We start from the raw sequence: 20,079 nt of genomic DNA, 5'->3' as shown, positions 1-20,079 counted from the left end.
TTGGTAAAGATACAAAGCTTACTTTTCATTCACAAAGCACATATATTTTTCCTGTTCAGGGTAAAAAAGATCAGTTTATTTTCATGGCAGACCGTTGGAAACCGGAATCCTATTGATGGGACATATGTGTGGCTTCCTGTAATAATTAGGGATGAAAAGCCTGTTTTAAAATGGTTTGGTGAATGAAATCTAAACGTATTTTCAGAAAATTAATGACTAAAATTATTGATTTGATAGTCTGGTTATTACTCATTTGTTTTTGTATTGGCCGAAATTTGAACAAGAAAATGACTAAAATAGAATTTATGAAACGACAAAATATTTTTGAAACTGCAAAGGGTAATAATTTTAAAGTGTTGTTTTTAAACTTTTTATTTGATAACTTGCTTTCCCAACCATAAATACAAGTGTTTATGGTTGGAGCTAGCGTATCTAATCAAAACCAAATCATAATGAATAAAACTAAAAGAGTAAGAAAGGCAATAATTTTAGTTTATTTACTTCTAATAAGCTGTATAACAGAAATTACAGCGCAAAATAATACGATACAGCGCAAACAATTATTTAATTCAGATTGGAAATTTGCGCTGGGAGATGCTTCTGAAAGCAGTCAGACAAATTTTAATGACAGCAGCTGGAGAAAATTAAGCCTCCCGCACGATTGGAGTATTGAAGGAAAATCAGAAAAAAACAATCCAAGCGAAGGTGACGGCGGTTTCTATCCAATGGGAAAAGCATGGTACAGAAAAACATTTTCAGTTCCTGCTGAATGGAAAGAAAAAAAGATTGCTATTTATTTTGAAGGAGTTTATATGAATGCAGAGGTAATTATAAATGGAAAATCAGTTGGTTTTCAACCCTACGGTTACACTTCTTTTGAATATGACCTTTCGCCTTATTTAAAGTTTGGAGAAAAAAATACAATTGCAGTTAAAGTTGATAATTCCCAACAGAAAAATTGCAGATGGTACAGCGGTTCCGGTATTTATCGCAATGTGTGGCTGATGGTCAGAAACCCGGTTCATGTGAAAAACTGGGGTGTTGCGATTTCTACCTTAGAAGTCAAAAATAACAAGGCTACAGCTCAAGTTAAAACGATTTTAAAGAATGAAACTGCCAGTTCACTAAGCGTGCTGCTTTCGAATAGTATGGCAGATGGAAAAGGAAAAGCTATTGCAAATACTGAAAACAAAATAGAACTACAGCCAAACGAGGAAAAAGAAGTGACTCAGATCGTAAAAGTAGAAAATCCAAAATTATGGTCAGTTGACGTACCAAATCTATATCAGATTAAAACAGTAATCAAAAAAGAATCAAAAACTCTTGATGTTGTTACCACCAATTTCGGAATGAGAACTATTGCTTTTAGTGCTGAAAACGGATTTTTATTAAACGGAAAAAAAATAAAGCTAAATGGTGGCTGCGCACATCATGACAATGGCGCACTTGGAGCAGCTGCCTATGACCGTGCCGAAGAAAGAAAAGTAGAATTACTCAAAGCAGCCGGATTTAATGCCGTCAGAACTTCGCACAATCCGCCTTCAGAGGCTTTCTTAGATGCTTGCGACCGATTAGGAATGCTTGTTATTGATGAAATTTTTGACGGTTGGAAAGAGAAAAAAAACACTTATGATTATGCCGGTCTTTTTGATAAATGGTGGAAACATGATGTTGAATCAATGGTATTGAGAGACCGCAATCATCCTTCAATAATCATGTGGAGTACAGGCAATGAAATTATTGAAAGAACCAAACCGGAAGCTGTTGAAACTGCAAAAATGCTGGCAAATGCTGTCAAAAATCTAGATTCCACACGTCCGGTAACATCAGCCATGACTACCTGGAATCAGGGTTGGGATATTTTTGATCCTTTGATGGCCGCTCACGATGTGGCAGGATACAATTATCAGTTGCATCATGCCGAAGAAGATCACAAAAGAGTGCCTTCGCGTATTATTGTACAAACCGAATCGTATCCTAAAGATGCTTTTGCAAACTGGGATTTGGTTCAGAAACACAATTATATCCTGGGTGATTTTGTATGGACAGCAATGGATTATATTGGAGAATCGGGTATTGGCCGATATGTGTATCCGGGAGAACCGGAAGGTGAGCACTGGACCGGAAATTTACATCCGTGGCATGGTGCTTATTGCGGAGATATTGATTTAATAGGCTGGCGAAAACCAATCTCGCATTACAGAAGCATGCTGTACAATGATAATGAAAAAATATACATGGCTGTTCGAGAGCCAAATCCGGAAAATGGAGCTATAAAATTGACTTCATGGGCAGTCTGGCCAACATGGGAAAGCTGGACCTGGCCTAATCACGAAGGAAAGAATATTGAGATTGAAGTCTATTCAAAATACCCGAAAGTAAGATTGTACCTGAATGGAAAAAGTCTTGGCGAAAAGGAAACAGGCAAAGCACAGGAATTCAAAGCAACTTTTACGATTCCGTATCAAAAAGGAGAACTAAAGGCTGTGGGTTTAGAAAACGGTAAAGAAGCTGAGTCTGTTACATTGAAAACAGCCACTCAGCCAACTACAATTACACTGATACCTGACCGAAAAAACATAAAAGCTGATGGTCAGGATTTAGTGTATGTAAGTGTCGAAATCACAGATGAAAAAGGTATTTTAAATCCAAACGCAGAAAACCGGCTTACATTTACTGTTACAGGTGCCGGAGCTATTGCGGGAGTTGATAATGCCAATTTAAAAGATACTGATTTGTATTTCGGTAACACGCGTAAAGCATGGAATGGCCGTGCTTTGGTAATTATCAAAAACAATGGTGAATCAGGTATAATTAATCTTGAAGTTACTGCTCCGGGATTAAAGAAAAGTGTAATTAAAATACAAGCAGCAGGTAAAAGATGAATCAAATAAAAACACTATTTCTTTTTGTAACTATTTTTAGTTTGCCTTTATGCTCTCAGCAAAAAGAAAATAAATTACTTCAAATTAGCAATCTTAAGGTAGAAAATGCGGTAACTCCCATTGGTCTTGATGTATCTCAGCCAGTCTTTAGCTGGCAAATGAAAACCGTTGATAAAAACAGAAGCTATTATCAAACTGCCTGTCAAATTATTGTAACAAATAATAAGGGTATTGAGGTTTGGAATACCGGTAAAATTAAAAGTGGAACATCCATTAATATAAAATACAAGGGGGTAGAATTGAAGCCTACAACTTTATATAACTGGACAGTAACTGTTTGGGATCAAAAAGGAAAAAAGTACTCCGTAAATTCGTGGTTTGAAACCGGTTTGATGAACCACAAAATGGTTACAAATACGGATTCAGATAAGGAGACAACTGCCTGGTCAGGAGCAAAATGGATTGGCGGCAGTTCTGATGATATGGTTTTGTATTCCCAATATCTTCCTGTTTTTTGTATCAATAGTACAATTCAGCTGGATAAAAAATCAAAAGCAACAAAAGCATCGTTAGTTTATGGTGCGAATGATCAGCGTTTAATGGATAAAAATAAAAATCTATTTAAACTGGAAAATAAGAAAGGCGAAAGCTACATTCAGATCGAGTTAAATACAAAACCTTTGGATTCCGATGCACAGGCTCAGCTGCATATTTATCGGGTTGGCTATCATCCAAATGATAAAAAAGAAATCCCTTTTAAAAGTTTTTCTATTCCGAATACGCTAATGAATAAGGAAAACAAGTACAATCCCCATACTATAATTGTAAAAAGCTGTTTAGGAGTTACTAAAATTTATATCGATGGAAATTCAAAAGAAAATCAGATAGCCGATGTTAATCTCAATCCATTAGGAGCAGGAGGCGATTTTATAGCTTTTCCTGTAGTAGGCGATATTGGTTTTTTAGTACCTAAGGGAGAAAAAGCTCAGTTCTCAAAACTTGAAATAAAAAATTACCGAAGGCCTTCGAATGTTAGCGCTGCTTCTGGTATCTTTTCGTCATTTAAAGAAGTAACGGTTGAAAATAATAGCTATGTTGTAACAGGAAGAAATAAAGAAACTTTAGTTTTAGCTGATCCAAGTCAGAATTCCATGCCTATGTTGCGTACCCTGTTTAAAATAGATTCTCCTAAAATAAGCAAAGCACGATTGTATGTTACAGCAAGAGGTATTTATGATGTGTATTTAAATGGGGGAAAAATTGGAGACGATTATTTTAATCCCGGACTCACACAGTACAATAAAACTCATTTGTACCAAACGTATGACGTTACGTCCAATATTCAGGAAGGAAATAATGTATTGGGAGCCATTCTTGGAGAAGGCTGGTGGAGTGGAGGCAGTACCTATGTTGGCGAAAACTGGAATTTTTTTGGTGATCGTCAATCGATGTTGGCAAAATTGGTAGTTACTTATGCCGATGGAAGCGAAAAAATTTTCACAAGTAATCCTGAAACATGGACATATTTTAATGACGGACCAGTAAAATACAGCAGCTTTTTTCAGGGCGAAGTTTATGATGCACAAAAAGAAAAAGCAATTGAAGGCTGGAGTACAGCAAAATATGACGCTTCTCTTTGGCATCAGGCGTCAGCCATAGGAACTGATGGATCTGTAAGTCTGGAAGGAACGGCCAATTTACCTAACTTTAATAATTTTGCTGATGCTCAATTGGTGGGGCAATTTGGAACTACGGTTAAACCAATAAATGAATTAACAGCTCAATCGGTTAAGGAAGTTCGTCCGGGTGTATTTGTTTACGATATGGGACAAAATATGGTAGGTGTTCCCAAAGTTCTCCTGAACAATACAGAAAAAGGAAAGAAAATCACATTGCGTTATGCCGAAGTTTTGTATCCAAACTTACCTGAATACAAAGGGAATGAAGATTTACTGATGCTTGAAAATGTCAGGGCAGCCATGTCACAGGATATCTACACAACTAAAGGAGGTAATGAAACCATAACGCCTCGATTTACATTTCATGGATATCGTTACATAGAAATAACCGGAATAGAAAAACCGTTACCGTTAACCGATGTTAAAGGAACAGTATTAAGTTCGATACATGAATTGTCTTCGCATTATCAAACCTCAAATCCTTTGGTAAATAAGTTGTGGGAAAATATTACCTGGTCAATGAGAGGGAATTTTTTATCGATACCTACTGATTGTCCTCAGCGTAACGAACGTTTGGGGTGGAGTGGTGATATTTCCGTTTTTTCCAGAACCGCAGTTTACTTAGCAGATGTGAAACAATTTCTAAAAAGACATATGTTAGCCATGAGAGATATTCAGAGCGAAAATGGACGCTTTCCGGATGTAGCTCCAATAGGTGTAGGATTTGGTGAAACCTTATGGGGAAGTGCCGGAATTACTGTTGTCTGGGAAAACTACCTGCAATACGGTGACCTCAGTTTATTAGAAGAGCATTATGAGGCTATGAAAAACTACGCCAATTATCTGATTGATGATATTGATCCTAAAACAGGTGTTTTAAAAGAAAACGAAAGAGATACCTGGGGTTCATTAGGAGACTGGTTAAGTTTAGAAGATTCTAAAAATGAAAAAACACTATTTTGGGAAGCTTATTTTATTTATGATTTGGAAATCATGTCTAAAGTGGCGGCTCAATTAGATAAAAATAAAGATCAGGAACATTTTTCAGAATATTACAAGCAGAGAAAAGATTTTTTCAATAAAACTTATATTGATAAAGCTACGGGAAAAACTTCATTTAGGGGTAAAGTTATAGATACTCAAACTTCGTATGTGCTGCCTTTTGCCTTTAATGTTTTGGATAAAGAGAATTCAGATTTGGCTATCAAGCAGTTTACAGCTTCTATACAAAGAGAAAACAAAACAGATCAGGGTGTTGTTTGTCTGCCTTATTCCTTAATGACCGGATTTATTGGCACTGCATGGGTCAATAAAGCACTTTCAGATAATGGATATTCGAATATGGCCTATCAATTATTACAAAACAAATCTTATCCTTCGTGGTTGTATCCTGTCACCCAAGGAGCTACGACTATTTGGGAACGATTAAATTCGTATACGCATAAAGACGGATTTGGAGGGAATAACCGAATGAATTCTTTTAATCATTACGCCTTCGGAGCCGTAGGAGCGTGGATGTATAATTATTCGTTAGGAATTGTACGAGACGATAATGCACCGGGATTTAAACATTTTATTTTACAGCCGGAACCCGATACTACCAGACAAATGACTTTTGCAAATGGCTATTACGATTCGATGTACGGACGTATTGAAAGCAGCTGGGAAACGAAAAACGGTAAATATGAGTTCCGCTTTGTTGTGCCTGCAAATACAACTGCGACACTTTATTTACCCGCATTAAAAGAAAGCGACGTAACAATAAATGGTAAAAAGAGCGGAATCAAATTTTTGAATGTAAAAAATAATAAAGCTGTCTTTGAGATAGAATCAGGAGAATATAGTTTCGAAACAGTGACTAGGAATTAAACGAGCAAGATTGCAAAATCCTTAAAAGATGAATAAATTTAAAATATTGTTTTTAGCGATTATTTTTAGTATTTCTTTATTTGCACAGCAAAAAGAAAATACGGCTGCTGTATTTCAGATTAAAAACCCCGATTTTAATGTTAGTCCGCAAACCGGAATGACAAAACAACACTGGAAAGATGCAGCTTTTTATTTGCTGGAAGGAGCTTTCAGCTATATTCATAAACTGGACGATCCAATGCAATTTCCGAAGCAGGAAGGAAAAAGCTATCCGTCAAACCCCAATCAGGTTCCGACAGAAAAACTCGAAGGCCTTTGCAGAACCTTGTTTATTGCTTCACCTTTATTGAAAGAAAATCCCAATTTAGTAATCAATAATATAAAAGTTGCCGATTATTATCGCTATCAGATAGCCAAATTAGCTGATCCAAACAGTCCGACTTACATTGAACCGCGTGCTAAAAATGGCGGACCAAGTCAAAAGCTTGTTGAATTTGGCGCTTTGGCACTTTCTCTTCTGACCAACCCTGAAGTGTTATGGAAACCGCTTCCGCAAAATCAAAAAGACGATCTGGCCAAAATAATGATGAGTTACGGCGACGGTCCAACAGTAGATTCTAACTGGAAATTCTTCAACATTTTTGTACTGAGTTTTTTTAAGGAACAAAGCTATACTGTTAATGAAAAATTATTGGTTGAATATTTAGAAAAATCACTAAAACATTATCGGGGTAATGGGTGGTACAATGACAGTCCGGCATTTGATTATTACAGCATGTGGGCTTTTCAGATGTATGGAAATATCTGGTCGGAGTTTTTTGGAAAAAAATACTATCCTGAAATTGCGGCTAAGTTTATGTCAAATTTTAGTGATTTAAAACACAACTATCCTTATTTGTTTAGCAAAGACGGCGAAATGATTATGTGGGGAAGAAGCATCAGTTACAGAACCGGAGCTGTAGTACCTTTTCCACTGATGGGATTTCAAAATGATTCGAATACCAATTACGGATGGATGCGCAGAATTTCATCCGGTGTAATCAAACAATTTTTGACACATCCTGATTTTATGAAAGACAATGTGCCTACGCTTGGTTTTTATGGTGCATTCGAACCAGCCGTTCAAAATTACAGCTGCCGCGGTAGTGTGTACTGGATGGGAAAAATCTTTCTGGGTTTGCTGGTTCCCGATAATAATCCGTTTTGGACAGCCAAAGAAAACAATGGCGATTGGGATACTACATTCAAAAAAGATGAAGTTTACAATAAATATCAGGGAGATTCGCAAATCCTGATAACAGATTATCCTAATATTGGCGCGTCAGAAGTAAGAGCCTGGTGTCATGAAAAGGTAAAAGACGACTGGCAGAAATTCAGATCAACAGAAAACTACAACAGACTTTCTTACAACAGCGCTTTTCCTTGGCAGGCAGATGGACAAAATGGTGAAGTGGCAATGAATTATGTCATTAAAAATAAAAATGATAAATGGGAAGCCTTTAGATTATTTACTTTTAAAAAGTTTGAAAACGATATTTATTACCGAAATGTAGTTTTAGAAACCGATGAAAATATAAAATTCAGTTTGGCCGAGATTCCTTTACCTAACGGAATTTTAAGAGTAGATAGAAATGACAGTAACAAACCTGTATCAATGCGTTTGGGACATTATGCTTTGCCGAAATTAGATAAAGAAATAATTTCGACTAAAAAAAATATAGCAGGACATGAAGTTACGATTATCGACAACGGAAAATACCAGTTGGCTATGATTCCGCTTTTGGGTTGGGATAAAACTGAAGTCATAAAAGCAAAAGGATTGCATCCGGAAAGCAATGAAAGTTCGGTAATAAATGTTTCCAGCGATTCCAAAGCAAACAAAAAAGGCATTTCTGCAACGCTGATGCTTTGGAAGAAATCAGGCGAAAAGTGGAAGAAAGATGAGCTCGTTCCAGTAAAAATTTTACAACAAACAGATGGATCTGTAACTGTAGAATTTAATAAAGAGATTAAGAAAGTAATCAACTTTAACTAAAACAATATCAGATTTTAAACGAACACATTATATAACTCAAAAACAAATCAAATAAGCATGAAATTAATTAGAATTTTCGCTTTGGTAATAATGGCTGTAATCAATCCATTTCAGGGCAATTCACAATCCATTACATTTAATAATCCAATTGCAGAACAGCGCGCAGATCCGTGGGTGTATAAAACGGATGCCAGTGAATATTATTTAATTGCAACCGTGCCGGAATACGATCGAATTGTAATCCGAAAAGCAAATAGTATAAACGGTTTAAAAGAAGCAAAAGACAAAGAAGTCTGGCACAAACATGAAAAAGGCGTTATGGGCAGCCATATCTGGGCTCCTGAATTACACCGAATTGATGGAAAATGGTACATCTACTTTGCCGCAGGCGAATCTGAAAATATTTGGAACATAAGAATCTGGGTATTGTCTAATCCTTCTGCAAATCCAATGGAAGGCAAATGGACAGAAGAAGGACAGCTAAAAACGCAAAAAGAGTCATTTTCGCTTGATGCGACAACTTTTGAGCATAAAGGAAAAAGATATCTGATCTGGGCTCAAAATGTAAGAGGAGGAAATCACGGAACAGCTTTGGTTATGTCTGAAATGAAGAATCCAACAACGCTTACCGGCCCGGAAATTATTTTAACGGAACCTGAATTTAGCTGGGAAAGAGAAAAATACAACGTAAATGAAGGCCCCGCTGTAATTAAAAAGAACGGAAAAATATTTGTAACGTATTCAGCCAGTGCCACAAATCATAATTATTGCATGGGCTTGCTGTGGATTGATGAAAATGTAAATTTACTGGATGCTTCTAATTGGCAAAAATCTCCCGGCCCGGTTTTTTATACGAATGAAGAACTAAAAAGATACGGTCCCGGTCACAATTCATTTACTGTCAGCGAAGACGGAAAATCTACCATCATGATTTATCATGCCAGAGATTACAAAGAAATTCAGGGACACGAATTATCCGATAAAAATCGTGCAACACGTGCAAGAGCTGTAGAATGGACAAAAAGCGGTTTTCCTGATTTTATACAGAATAAAAATGATTAATTGCTGAAATTTATAATATTGGAAATCAAATAATTTAAAAGAATATTCATGAAATTTTTCAAACTTTTCCTTTGCCTGGTTTTTATCATGCCTGAAATTTTATCGGCTCAGACAAAAGCAGCCATAATGATCGAAAACAATTCGGATTTAGATCGAATAGAAACTGTTGTTTCAATAGACTGGAAAGCCATTTTAGATCGTTATCCTAAAATTGACACTTCAAATTTTGTTGTAATGAATACCAAAACCAAGAAACAGGCTGCTTTTCAGTTAGAACATCGAAATTCTTCTGTTATTCAAAATTTACTGATTCAGGTTGATGTAAAAGCAAAATCAAAACTGGCTCTTTCAATTCAGGAGGGAAAACCTGAAAAATTTACCGTAAAAACATACGCGAGATATGTTCCCGAACGTAAGGATGATTTTGCATGGGAAAACGATCAGATTGCTTTTCGTACTTATGGAAAAGCCATCGAGGGATCAAAAGAAGATGCGTATGGTTTTGACGTCTGGGTAAAACGCACCAATAGAATGATTATTAATGAACGCTATAAATTATCGGATTATCATACCGATCATGGAGACGGAATGGATTATTATCATGTTGGATATTCATTAGGTGCAGGAAATATGGCACCTTATGTGAAAGATACGATTCGTTATTCGGCTAATTATCATCGTTGGAAAGTTTTAGACAACGGGCCATTGCGTTCTACTTTCCAATTAATTTATGATGAATGGAATGCTGGAGGGATAAAAGTCACTGCTGTAAAAACAATCTCACTGGATGCAGGTTCTCAGCTCAGCAAAATCGAAAACGTTTATACTTTTGACGGAAACAAACCTTTACCGGTTCTGGTAGGAATCATTAAAAGACCAGAAGCCGGAAATATTTCACTGAATGAACAACAAGGAATTATGGGCTATTGGGAACCCACTTCTGCAAAAGATGGTACGACGGGTGTTGGATCAATACTAACTACGCCTGTTACAAATATGTGGATAGATAAAATACAGTTACTGGCGAAAACAACCGTTAAAAATAATGAGCCCATTGTTTATTATACTGGTGCTGCCTGGGACAAGGCAGGAAAAATTACAGATGCAAAAAAATGGTTTGAATATCTCTCCACTTTTCATCAGGAAATAAAAAATCCTTTGATTGTAAGTCTAAAATGATTGAATATTAAAATTTCATTTAACAGTTAAAAAATGGAATCATTCTAGACTTATCAAAATATAAATAATAAAAAACATACAAAAAAAGTACGTTTTAATTAGAATAGAAAAAGAATTTTATGAAATTGATTATCATATTACTATAATTTCACTATTAGGTACATTTAAGATATATTTGCAGCATGAGCACAAAGAGAATGACCATTTACGACCTGGCAAAAGAACTTGGACTTTCTGTATCCTATGTTTCCAAAGCCCTGAATAATAAACCGGGAGTAAGGGAAGAGGTACGGAAAGAAGTTTTAAAAAAAGCGGCCGAACTTAATTTCAGACACAATACACAGGCTGCAAATCTAAGACGTGGCTCATCCAGAACACTTGGTGTAATCGTTCCTCAAATTAATCAAAGTTTTTTTTCAGATGCCATTTCAGGTATTGAAAAAGCATGTACAGAAAACAAACACAATTTGATTATTTGTCAGTCACATGAAAAATCTGATCTTGAAAAAACAGCAATCGAAACACTGATTCATCAGAATGTTGATTGTATTTTAATTTCCCTGTCAAAAGAAACACAGTCTGCCAAAGTTTTAGAACAGGTTTTAGAGCATAAAATCAACCTGATTCAATTTGACCGCTGCGATGAAAATTTTCTGGGTCACAAAGTTATAAATGATAATAAGCATGCAACTTATAAAGCTGCAAAAAGCATGATTGATGAAGGATATCAGCGCCTTGCTTTTATTGGAGGCCCTTTGCACATGGATTTGTTCGTTGATCGAAAAGAAGGTTTTATCCAGGCAATTAACGAAGCCGGAATGCATGTTCCGGATCATTTTATTGTAGACGATAATATAAGTAAAGAGAATGCATTTCAAACTGCTTTAAAACTCCTTGCTTTGCCTGAACCACCGGACGGATTTTTGGCAATATCAGATTTACAGGCTTTGGGAATTATGCTGGCTATAACGCAATCCGGACTTAGAATCCCACAGGATATGGGAGTTTTTGGGTACGCTAATGAACCTTTCACAGAAATCATAACACCTTCCATATCTACCGTAGATCAAAATAGTGAAAAGGTTGGATATCAGGCCGCAATGGTTTACTTTGACCATATTTTAAAAAATAAGGAAAGTGATGAAATCATAACTAAAATAATCGAATCTGATTTGATCATCAGGAGCAGTTCAAAAAGAAATAGTCATAATAATCAGCTGGGAATTCTATAATAAGGTATGATTCAAAAGTTCTCAGGTTGAGCGAAGTCAAAGTCTCTTCCATGTAAATTTCGACTTCGCTTAAGATACCATTGATTTCTCAAAGCATACAGATATTCAATCAATTTTATAGTTTTTTTACGTCAATTACATAAAAGGATTAAACAGGAAATTTTAATTGTCAGAGAAAGAACCTATTTGTTGCAAATGTCTTTCTGTTTGATACTTATTAAAGTTATCCCATTTTGGAGGAGAACTTGTTTTTTGCCCGTACATAGAATCCAGACAAATATTGTTGTCTTTGTATTTCTCATGCAAAACAGCCAGAATTTTAAAGAAAAATGCATCCAGCATGACAATGGCTTCAAATTCAGATTTTAGTGACATATAATTCGGATCTGATGGATTCAATAATTGCAATAAATCTAAAACCTCGTTCTTTTCAGCTCTATTAATTTCAGCTAAGTAGCCCATTTTTAAAGTTTTATAAACTAAATTGTTCCAGGCAGCACTGTCATGTCCCCATTGAACGTCGGGCAGATTTAAAGAATGCTCGCAAATTAGAATAATAGAAAAAAGAACATCATTTAGGTATTCTGCCGGAAACTCATCAAAACTTCTGAATTCAAAACCGCTTTGGTACATTTTTTCCTGATTAAAATCAAGACCCACCTCCGAAAGCATTTCATACTCCATATCGGCTTCAATTTGATCTCGCCACCAAATGTTTTCTTCTTTTTCAAATTTCAGCAGTTCTCTAAACTTATCTACATTATAAGTTAGAATTTTACCTTTTGGCATTGCCTTGTTATAAGTTCCAACGCCTATGTAACGTGACATGGCATTTCTCATAGATCCTAAAGTAAAGTTTTTATCCAGACTATATTTATCACTTATCACACCCATAATATCAGGACTCCCAAGGGTTGCTATAAAAAAAGGCTCAAACCATTGCAATAAATAAATGGCATTGGCGTGTGTTTTTTCAAATTCATTGTAGTCAACAATTCTGCTGTCTTCTGTTAATGAGGGTAAAGTAATATGAAAATGGTACGTTCCGTTATTAAACAAAACCAGATTTTCCTGATTGGTCATGAACATATTAAGACCATTGTTATAATCCGGAAAATTTAATTTCCCATTCAATACAGACGATTCATTTATTTTATCCAGGAATAACTTCTTGGTCGCTTTTAATTCTTTACAGGAATCATCAATAGTTCTGTTTTCAAAGTATTTGGTTACAAATTCGATAGAATCTCCATCGAAATGTACAGAACCCATCGTTTTATTTCTTTGGGTAATCATACTTTGAATATTGTACGGTTGATTTTCGAGAAAAAGTTCCATAATAGATTTCCCAAGATATTCCGGATTTTCAAGTGACTGTGTGTTTGATTCAGCCGTTTCTCCCATGTTAACTGAAGGTTTTACAGCAGATAATGTTTTGTGCTGGTAGTTGACATCCAGTTTTTCCAGCGAATGACTATTTAGCATTCGGCTCACCTTATAATTTTCATTCAATCCAAAGGCTTTTTTCAAAATAGGAGCGAGGCTCTCCGGTTTGTAGCATTTTCTGTAATCGATACTGTATTTCTCAAAACCAATTTTTTCTTGTATAAATTCACCAGAAACTATTAGGGACTCCTCAAATTGCATGTAGGTTTCGTTTTCTAATCCTATTCCCCAATAATATTTTTTTGTCTGATTGTCTTTCATTTATACTTTTTATTGTTTTAAGGTTAATTATAATTTTATAAAGTCATTATTTTTATTTGGACATACAAACCTGACTCTGTTCAAAATTAGAGGCGAAAAATCTTTTAACGGACAAAGCATCATTTTGCATCCATTAAAAAATTTATTTTACTTTTAAATTTTAGGAATGTATTTTAATCTCAGAAATTTTGCACTTGTATCGATCGAAAGATTGATAAAAATAAAGCTCTATAATGGGGTTATAAAATTCTATTTGGCAATTAATTGCTTTTATATCAATAATTTATGATGATGAATAGCCTGATTATTACATTTTGCTATTCCTGTATTTTCCAGACTGCAAAAGTAGATTATTATTATGTTATTTCCAAAGAGTTAAAACATTGAATATCAATTATTTTTTTAAAACATTTAAACAATAAGATGAATACTTTATTTACTCATGGTAATACAACACATAGGAAGAATATAATTCGTCATTCCACCAGTCTTTTCTAACTTCCGAAAAGTAATTATAATTCAATTTTCCTGCTTGTGATTGCAGCGGATAAGTTACTACGCCATTCGTGCGATACGCTTTATGCAAATCTGTTTCAGGAACAACAGGAACAATATGTCCGGAGAGTCCTTTTTCTTTTCTTTTGGCACAAATTATTCCAATACCTCCATTAGTATTTACTTTATTCTGAATTTCATCAACCGTATGCATTCTTTCCCAGCCAAAACTAACTCCCCATTCTAAAAACCAATCGTGTATGGCACTGGAATAAATTCGATCGACAGTATCTTCAAAAACAGCTTCAACATCTTGTCCCTGTAAAACCTTTTCCAGAGATTCAGCTGTCCACCAAACTGTTGGAAGATATACTTTAGAGAAATAGCAATAATCATAGGAGTATACATTGCAATAGGTATCTTCAACTGTTTTTTGGTACCTAATACTGGTTTCAACATTAAGTTTAGCAATGAGTTCATGAATACTTTCTTTTTTGCTGCTAGTATTCGTCAAATCTCTAAATGGAATATTAGAATCATCCATAGGTTTTTCTTTCATTTCCATGGAATCTAATCTGGATTCTAAACCCGGTAATAAATCCGCTTTTCTTATTTGAGTGTTTGGTATTGGATTGTCAACCAAGTTTAATGATGCTAATGATACGGTATAATTTTCCATCTTGACTACTTAAATTTATTGACTTGATGCAACAGGAATTGCATATTCGTACAACGACTTTGTTAACCAGATGGTAAATATAACAATTTAAAATTCTTAAGGAGTTTCAGAAAAAATCAAATTAAAGAAAGCAGTACGAATTAACATCAAGATTTTTATTTCTTAATCCAGCATTAAAAGTTTATATTCTAATATCATGGTGGTAAATCATACAGGAAGTATAATATGAAAGGCTGCTCCAACATTTTCTTCTGCTTTTGAAAAAATAAGTCCTTTATGATTTTCAACAATTTTTTTACCAATCGAGAGACCTATGCCAGTACCCGTGTATACTTCATTATTATGGAGTCTTTGAAAGATAGTGAAAATTTTATTTTCATATAGTTTGTTGAAACCAATACCATTATCCTTGATTATTATTTCGCAATATTCTAAACTTTGATTGAGCTCAGGATATTCTTTGATTTTTGTTTTAGAAATTTTACGTGAACTGATTTCTATTTTAGAAACAGAACCATCATTTTTGCAAAACTTAAGAGCATTACTGATCAGGTTGTAAAAAAGCTGGTTCATTTGCAGCGAAATAGCATTAATAACCGGTAATTTCCCCTGCTTTATCTGCACTTTACGTTCTTCTATCATTAATTCAAAATCAACAAGGATATTTTTAACAATCACATTTAGGTCAGTAGCTGCAAATTGACCGTCGGGATTATTAAGGTATGAATAGGCGAGTAAATCCTTAATAAGGGTATTCATCCTCGTTGACGATTTGCTGATTTTTTCTAATAGAATAAGTGCTTCTTTAGAAAAATTTTCGTCCATTTCCAGCAATCTGCTTATAAACATCAGGATTTTACGCAGCGGCTCCTGTAAATCATGACTTGCAACGTAAGCATATTCCTGTAATTGAATATTTGCATGATAAAGATTTTTGACTGTGTTTTCGAGTTCTGTGTTAGATGCTAATAACTCAGAGGTACGTTCCTGAACTTTGGCCTCAAAACCATCTGAAAGAACTTTTAATCTCTTTTCAATAATTCTTCTTTCAGTAATATCTTCAATAGCCAGTAAAATTAATTGTTCTTTACTGGTTTCATTGGTAACTTGTCTGGCATTAAGCAGCATAATACTTTCTCCATACGGCAAAAGATTAACCGATATCTGGTAATCATCTAACTGTGTCTTTTCGGGAAGTATTTTTTCCAGCATGGATCTCATTGGAATATTATCAAAAAGATGATTCTGTATTTCGTAAATTAGCTTGCCAGCGGCTTCTTCTTTGGTAATATTATATTTTTTTGAGAATGCCCTGTTTATATTTTTTATTCTTAAATAGGTATCAAGTACTACGATAGGTTCCCGAAGAGTAGCTACAATAGCCTCGGTGTAATTTTTTGAAATATTAATTTGTTGTTGTTTGTTTAAAAGCTCCTGATTAATTTGTAAAAGTTCTTCGTTGCTGGATTGTAATTCTTCTTTTGAGGTTTCAAGTTCCTCGTTCAGGCTTTGCAGTTCTTCGCTTCCACTTAGCAATTCTTCATTGGCACTCTGCAGTTCTTCATTAGAGGCTTCCTGCTCTTCACTTATGGTATTTACATCGTCGTGTATTTTGGCCAGTTCTTTTTCAAGTTGTACGATCCTTCGTAAATTAATATTGTCCCGTATTTCTTCGGGAGTGAATGTAGTCGAAGAAATATTCTCTTTTTCCATCAAGGTTTTATAAAACAAAACTAAAAAATAAGGTTCTGACGTATCTTCCAGTGGCAGAATTTCGATTGTAATTTCGCTAATTGTGCCTTTATTCGTTACCTGAATATGTTCCTTTTTTACTCGAACATTAGCTTCTTTAGCTTTATGATAAGTATTTCTCAGCTCAAAGGCTAGACCTTCACGCGCCATTTTTAATAAATTAAAAGTAGGCTTTCCTGTCGAAAGCTCAATAAATTCAGCTATAGAACCATTAATATGAACAATATCCAACTGATCATTTACAATAACGCTGGCCGGTGTATATTTTGAAAGTAATACAGCTTCCGCACTTTTTCTAAAATCTTCCTTGATGGTCTCCTTTCTCACTATGGCAGTTTTTATTTTTTTTAATTTATCATTGCTTCCTATACCAGAATGTACAAATCTGCCTGAAACCTGTTTTCTGGTGTAAATTTTTCCGACTTTGTCAAATGGCTGAAAAAGCTCTGCAGCAGGAACAGCCGTTTCTGATTTTCCTAAAAGTAAAAATCCGTTTTCTTTTAAGGCGTAATGAAAAGTGGTAAGTGATTTTTTTTGCAAAAAAGAATCCATATAGATAAATACATTTCTACAGGTAATCAAATCCATTTTTGCAAAAGGAGGATCGGTCAGGAAATTATGAACAGCAAAAATGCACAAATCCTTAATTTGTCTTTTAATTTTATAACCGTTTGTATTGGATGTAAAATATTTGGTCAGAATGGTTTCAGATATATTTCGCATTTGAGTTTTTCTGTAAAATCCAATTCTGGCTTTAGCAATAGCTACTTCTGAAATATCCGATGCAAAAATCTGAATTTCTTTTCCTTCGAGGTTTTCTCCTAAATATTCATGGAGAGTAATAGCGACTGTATAGGCTTCTTCGCCTGTAGAACAGCCTGCAATCCAGATGCGTATCGAATTTTCTTCCGTTACTCTGTTAGTCAATAAGGGAAATACTTTCTCTTTCATGATCTGAAATATTTTAGTATCCCTAAAAAATTCGGTCACAGGTATAAGTAAATCATTGAACAAATCCTCAGGAGCCAGTTTATTGCCCTGAAGCACCTTTAGATAATCCTTTAAATTTAAAATTTTATCCAAAGCCATTCTCCTGGCAATGCGTCTGCGTATAGTACTTTGTTTATAATATGTAAAATCTACTCCGCTATGATGGCGCAAAATTTTGATGATTTCATGAAATAAATCTTCATCATTTAGATTATTTTCTTTGCTGGCCGAATCTCTTACTTTTGAAACTTCAATTAATTTCTCAACGATTTGGCGAGGTGATAATACATAATCGACTACTCCGGCATTGATGGCGTTTTGTGGCATTTCGTTATTTGCGGCGTCAATATCCTGTGCAAAAGTAATCCCTCCATGTTTTTTTATTGCTTTAAGCCCCAACGTTCCATCAGAACCGTTTCCTGAAAGCAATATCCCATATGCCAAATCAAGGTGCACTTCTGCCAATGAATTAAAAAAAACATCTATTGCCTGGTTTTTTGTGTCTTTCTGACGTGGGCTTAACTTTAAAACACCGTCAAAAGAGGTAAGCATTTTGTTTTCGGGAATGACGTAAATGTTATTGGGAGCCAAATGAATATCATCTGTAATTTCATTTATGGGAATTTTGGCTACCCGCGAAAGAATTTCTGTCAGCATGCTTTCATGCTGTGGATGCAAATGCTGTACAATAACATACGCCATTTCAGAATTATCAGGAATTGCCTCTATAAACTGCTTAAAGGCTTCCAGTCCACCTGCAGAAGCACCAATACCAATGATCGGAAAATCCTGTCTGGAAGGTTTTGGTAAATAGTTATTCTCCGTATGCATTGTTTTATTTTTTAGATATTAAGTAACATAAATTGATGCATACCATTAAATAACAGCACTCTTTCAACACTAAATTGTAATCACAAAAGATTCAATGCTAGTCTCTGTCGATTTTTCTTTCCAGTCTGTTTCAATCACTTTTGTGATTATTTTTTTTAAATCAAAAAAAGAAATAGGCTTTACAATATAAACATTGGCACCTAAACCAAAAGTGCTCTTAACTCCATCAAGTGTTGCCGAAGTTGAATAAATAGCAATTACAGGAATATTTTTAAACATGTCATCTTCCCTAATTTTCTGTAAAGTCTCAAAGCCCGACAACTGGGGCATATTAAGATCTAAAAAAATAATATCCGGGATATTAGTGTTTTTATCATAAAGACGTTCCAGAAGTTCCACACCGTTTTTACAAAATTCGACCGGATGATTCAGATGAAGATCTTCTATTGCTTCACCAAAAAATTCCCTGTCATCATCATCGTCATCAGTAAGTAAGACCCTTATATTCGCTTTAGTTTTCATCATTTGAAGCATTTATACCAAATGTACTCTTTATTAATGCCAGGAGATGAATCAAATAAGTTTAATTCTAATTTTGTATAGGAATATTCTTTGATTAAGAAGTTTTTAATAGAACGATTAGCTAAAATCATTGGCTAAATCATTTGTAAGTATACTTTTATGTTAATTATTCCGCATTTTACAAACCAATTATTTTGGTAGTCTTTATATTACTTTTATTTATTTTGATAAACGGTTATCATTAAAGAGTAAAGATTAAATAAAACTTACGACGTTTGTTAAAAAAATTATGATAGTCACGGAGAGTTCATTATTATATTAGAGAGAAAATGGAATAATTACTTCATTTTATCAATTTGGATTCACACTAGTGCAGGAACACTGTTTTTTTTCAAACCCCGGACTTGGAGGTCTACACAACCTGAAACCAGTTTCCTCAAAACTTCGGGACCTAACATAAAGTGATCAATTCAAAGAACTGGATTTCTCTGATATGTATTTCTAAAATAATCCCGGAAAGTATATTTTTTTTCATTTGGATATGAAACGATATCCTTAAATGCTTTCTAACTTCGTGTCTGAAAAATTTCTTCAATTTCAATATAGCGGGCCAGAATAGCCATTCCGTTCCATTGCTTTTGTCCAATTCCATATGGCATCATAACCCGCATACAGTAGTAGTGCTTTTTTGTAGAAATTTATCTTGTGGCGTCTTGACATATAATATCCGGGACCGCTTTTTCAAGCCACCAAAGCAGAACAGTCAGGCGGCTGTTCAATGTCATTAAGTTAAGAGATTTTAGATTGCTTCGCCAGTTCGCCTTTTAGGCTCGTGTGAGGAGTAACGATTTTGATTTCAGATTTGATGTTGCTAAATGTTTTACTGTCGATTTTGCGAGGTTTTTTATACCAGGAATCAAAAATCGTTAATCAAAAATCAGCAATTGGAGTTTCGTTTCCTGAAATTGAATTTTTATTTACGGTACTCTCAACACAATTTAGGTTTAAAGGTAAAGTATCCGGCAAATCATCCCAATGTCCCCAATCTCCTTTATATGCTTTTCGATAAATAAAATCAATATTATCGACTAAACATATCTGGCTGTGCAATGAATCCTGCTGAAAGTCTACGCTGTTATTTTTGTTTAAATTTTCCATGATT

General features: G+C 34.8%; 11 protein-coding genes. 6 read left to right on the top strand and 5 right to left on the bottom strand.

The window, feature by feature from the left end; translation table 11 throughout:
• The first annotated feature begins 452 nt into the window (after positions 1–452).
• The 6 genes from FLACHUCJ7_RS17205 to FLACHUCJ7_RS17180 all read left to right on the top strand — a co-directional run bounded on the left by FLACHUCJ7_RS17205 (position 453) and on the right by FLACHUCJ7_RS17180 (position 11,941).
• Complete coding sequence (locus FLACHUCJ7_RS17205) at positions 453–2,885, top strand: sugar-binding domain-containing protein (RefSeq protein WP_180909772.1); 2,433 nt, start codon at positions 453–455, stop codon at positions 2,883–2,885.
• Complete coding sequence (locus tag FLACHUCJ7_RS17200) at positions 2,882–6,433, top strand: family 78 glycoside hydrolase catalytic domain (RefSeq protein ID WP_180909771.1); 3,552 nt, start codon at positions 2,882–2,884, stop codon at positions 6,431–6,433. The genes FLACHUCJ7_RS17205 and FLACHUCJ7_RS17200 overlap by 4 nt, the downstream gene beginning before the upstream one ends.
• Positions 6,434–6,461: 28 nt before the next feature.
• Entirely contained in the window at positions 6,462–8,468 is a 2,007-nt protein-coding gene (locus FLACHUCJ7_RS17195; protein ID WP_180909770.1) for a DUF2264 domain-containing protein, read from the top strand.
• A 57-nt stretch (positions 8,469–8,525) separates the two neighbouring features.
• Entirely contained in the window at positions 8,526–9,530 is a 1,005-nt protein-coding gene (locus FLACHUCJ7_RS17190) for a glycoside hydrolase family 43 protein (protein ID WP_180909769.1), read from the top strand.
• A gap of 48 nt (positions 9,531–9,578) precedes the next feature.
• Positions 9,579–10,709 (top strand): DUF4861 family protein, encoded by a 1,131-nt coding sequence (locus FLACHUCJ7_RS17185; protein WP_180909768.1) that lies wholly within the window; start codon positions 9,579–9,581, stop codon positions 10,707–10,709.
• Positions 10,710–10,891: 182 nt separating this feature from the next.
• A complete protein-coding gene (locus FLACHUCJ7_RS17180) occupies positions 10,892–11,941 on the top strand; it encodes a LacI family DNA-binding transcriptional regulator (protein ID WP_180909767.1) in 1,050 nt (349 codons plus the stop codon).
• A gap of 162 nt (positions 11,942–12,103) precedes the next feature.
• On the opposite strand, the gene FLACHUCJ7_RS17175 is transcribed toward FLACHUCJ7_RS17180, so the two are convergent.
• From FLACHUCJ7_RS17175 to FLACHUCJ7_RS17155, 5 genes are all read right to left on the bottom strand, one after another.
• Positions 12,104–13,648 carry a hypothetical protein gene (locus FLACHUCJ7_RS17175; protein ID WP_180909766.1) on the bottom strand — a complete coding sequence of 515 codons (1,545 nt, stop codon included), beginning with the start codon at positions 13,646–13,648 and terminating at the stop codon, positions 12,104–12,106.
• A gap of 436 nt (positions 13,649–14,084) precedes the next feature.
• On the bottom strand, positions 14,085–14,822 hold the full coding sequence (locus FLACHUCJ7_RS17170) for a hypothetical protein (protein WP_180909765.1): 738 nt from the start codon (positions 14,820–14,822) through the stop codon (positions 14,085–14,087).
• Between the two features lie 207 nt (positions 14,823–15,029).
• On the bottom strand, positions 15,030–18,395 hold the full coding sequence (locus FLACHUCJ7_RS17165; protein ID WP_180909764.1) for a CheR family methyltransferase: 3,366 nt from the start codon (positions 18,393–18,395) through the stop codon (positions 15,030–15,032).
• Between the two features lie 69 nt (positions 18,396–18,464).
• Positions 18,465–18,920, bottom strand: coding sequence for a response regulator (locus tag FLACHUCJ7_RS17160; protein ID WP_031453653.1), 456 nt, complete (start codon positions 18,918–18,920; stop codon positions 18,465–18,467).
• Between the two features lie 927 nt (positions 18,921–19,847).
• On the bottom strand, positions 19,848–20,075 hold the full coding sequence (locus FLACHUCJ7_RS17155) for a hypothetical protein (RefSeq protein ID WP_078228083.1): 228 nt from the start codon (positions 20,073–20,075) through the stop codon (positions 19,848–19,850).
• Positions 20,076–20,079: the final 4 nt, after the last annotated feature.

The sequence above is a fragment of the Flavobacterium salmonis genome, assembly GCF_903819435.1.
Taxonomy (GTDB): Bacteria; Bacteroidota; Bacteroidia; order Flavobacteriales; family Flavobacteriaceae; genus Flavobacterium; species Flavobacterium chungangense.
This window is presented reverse-complemented; position numbering and strand designations above follow the sequence as displayed.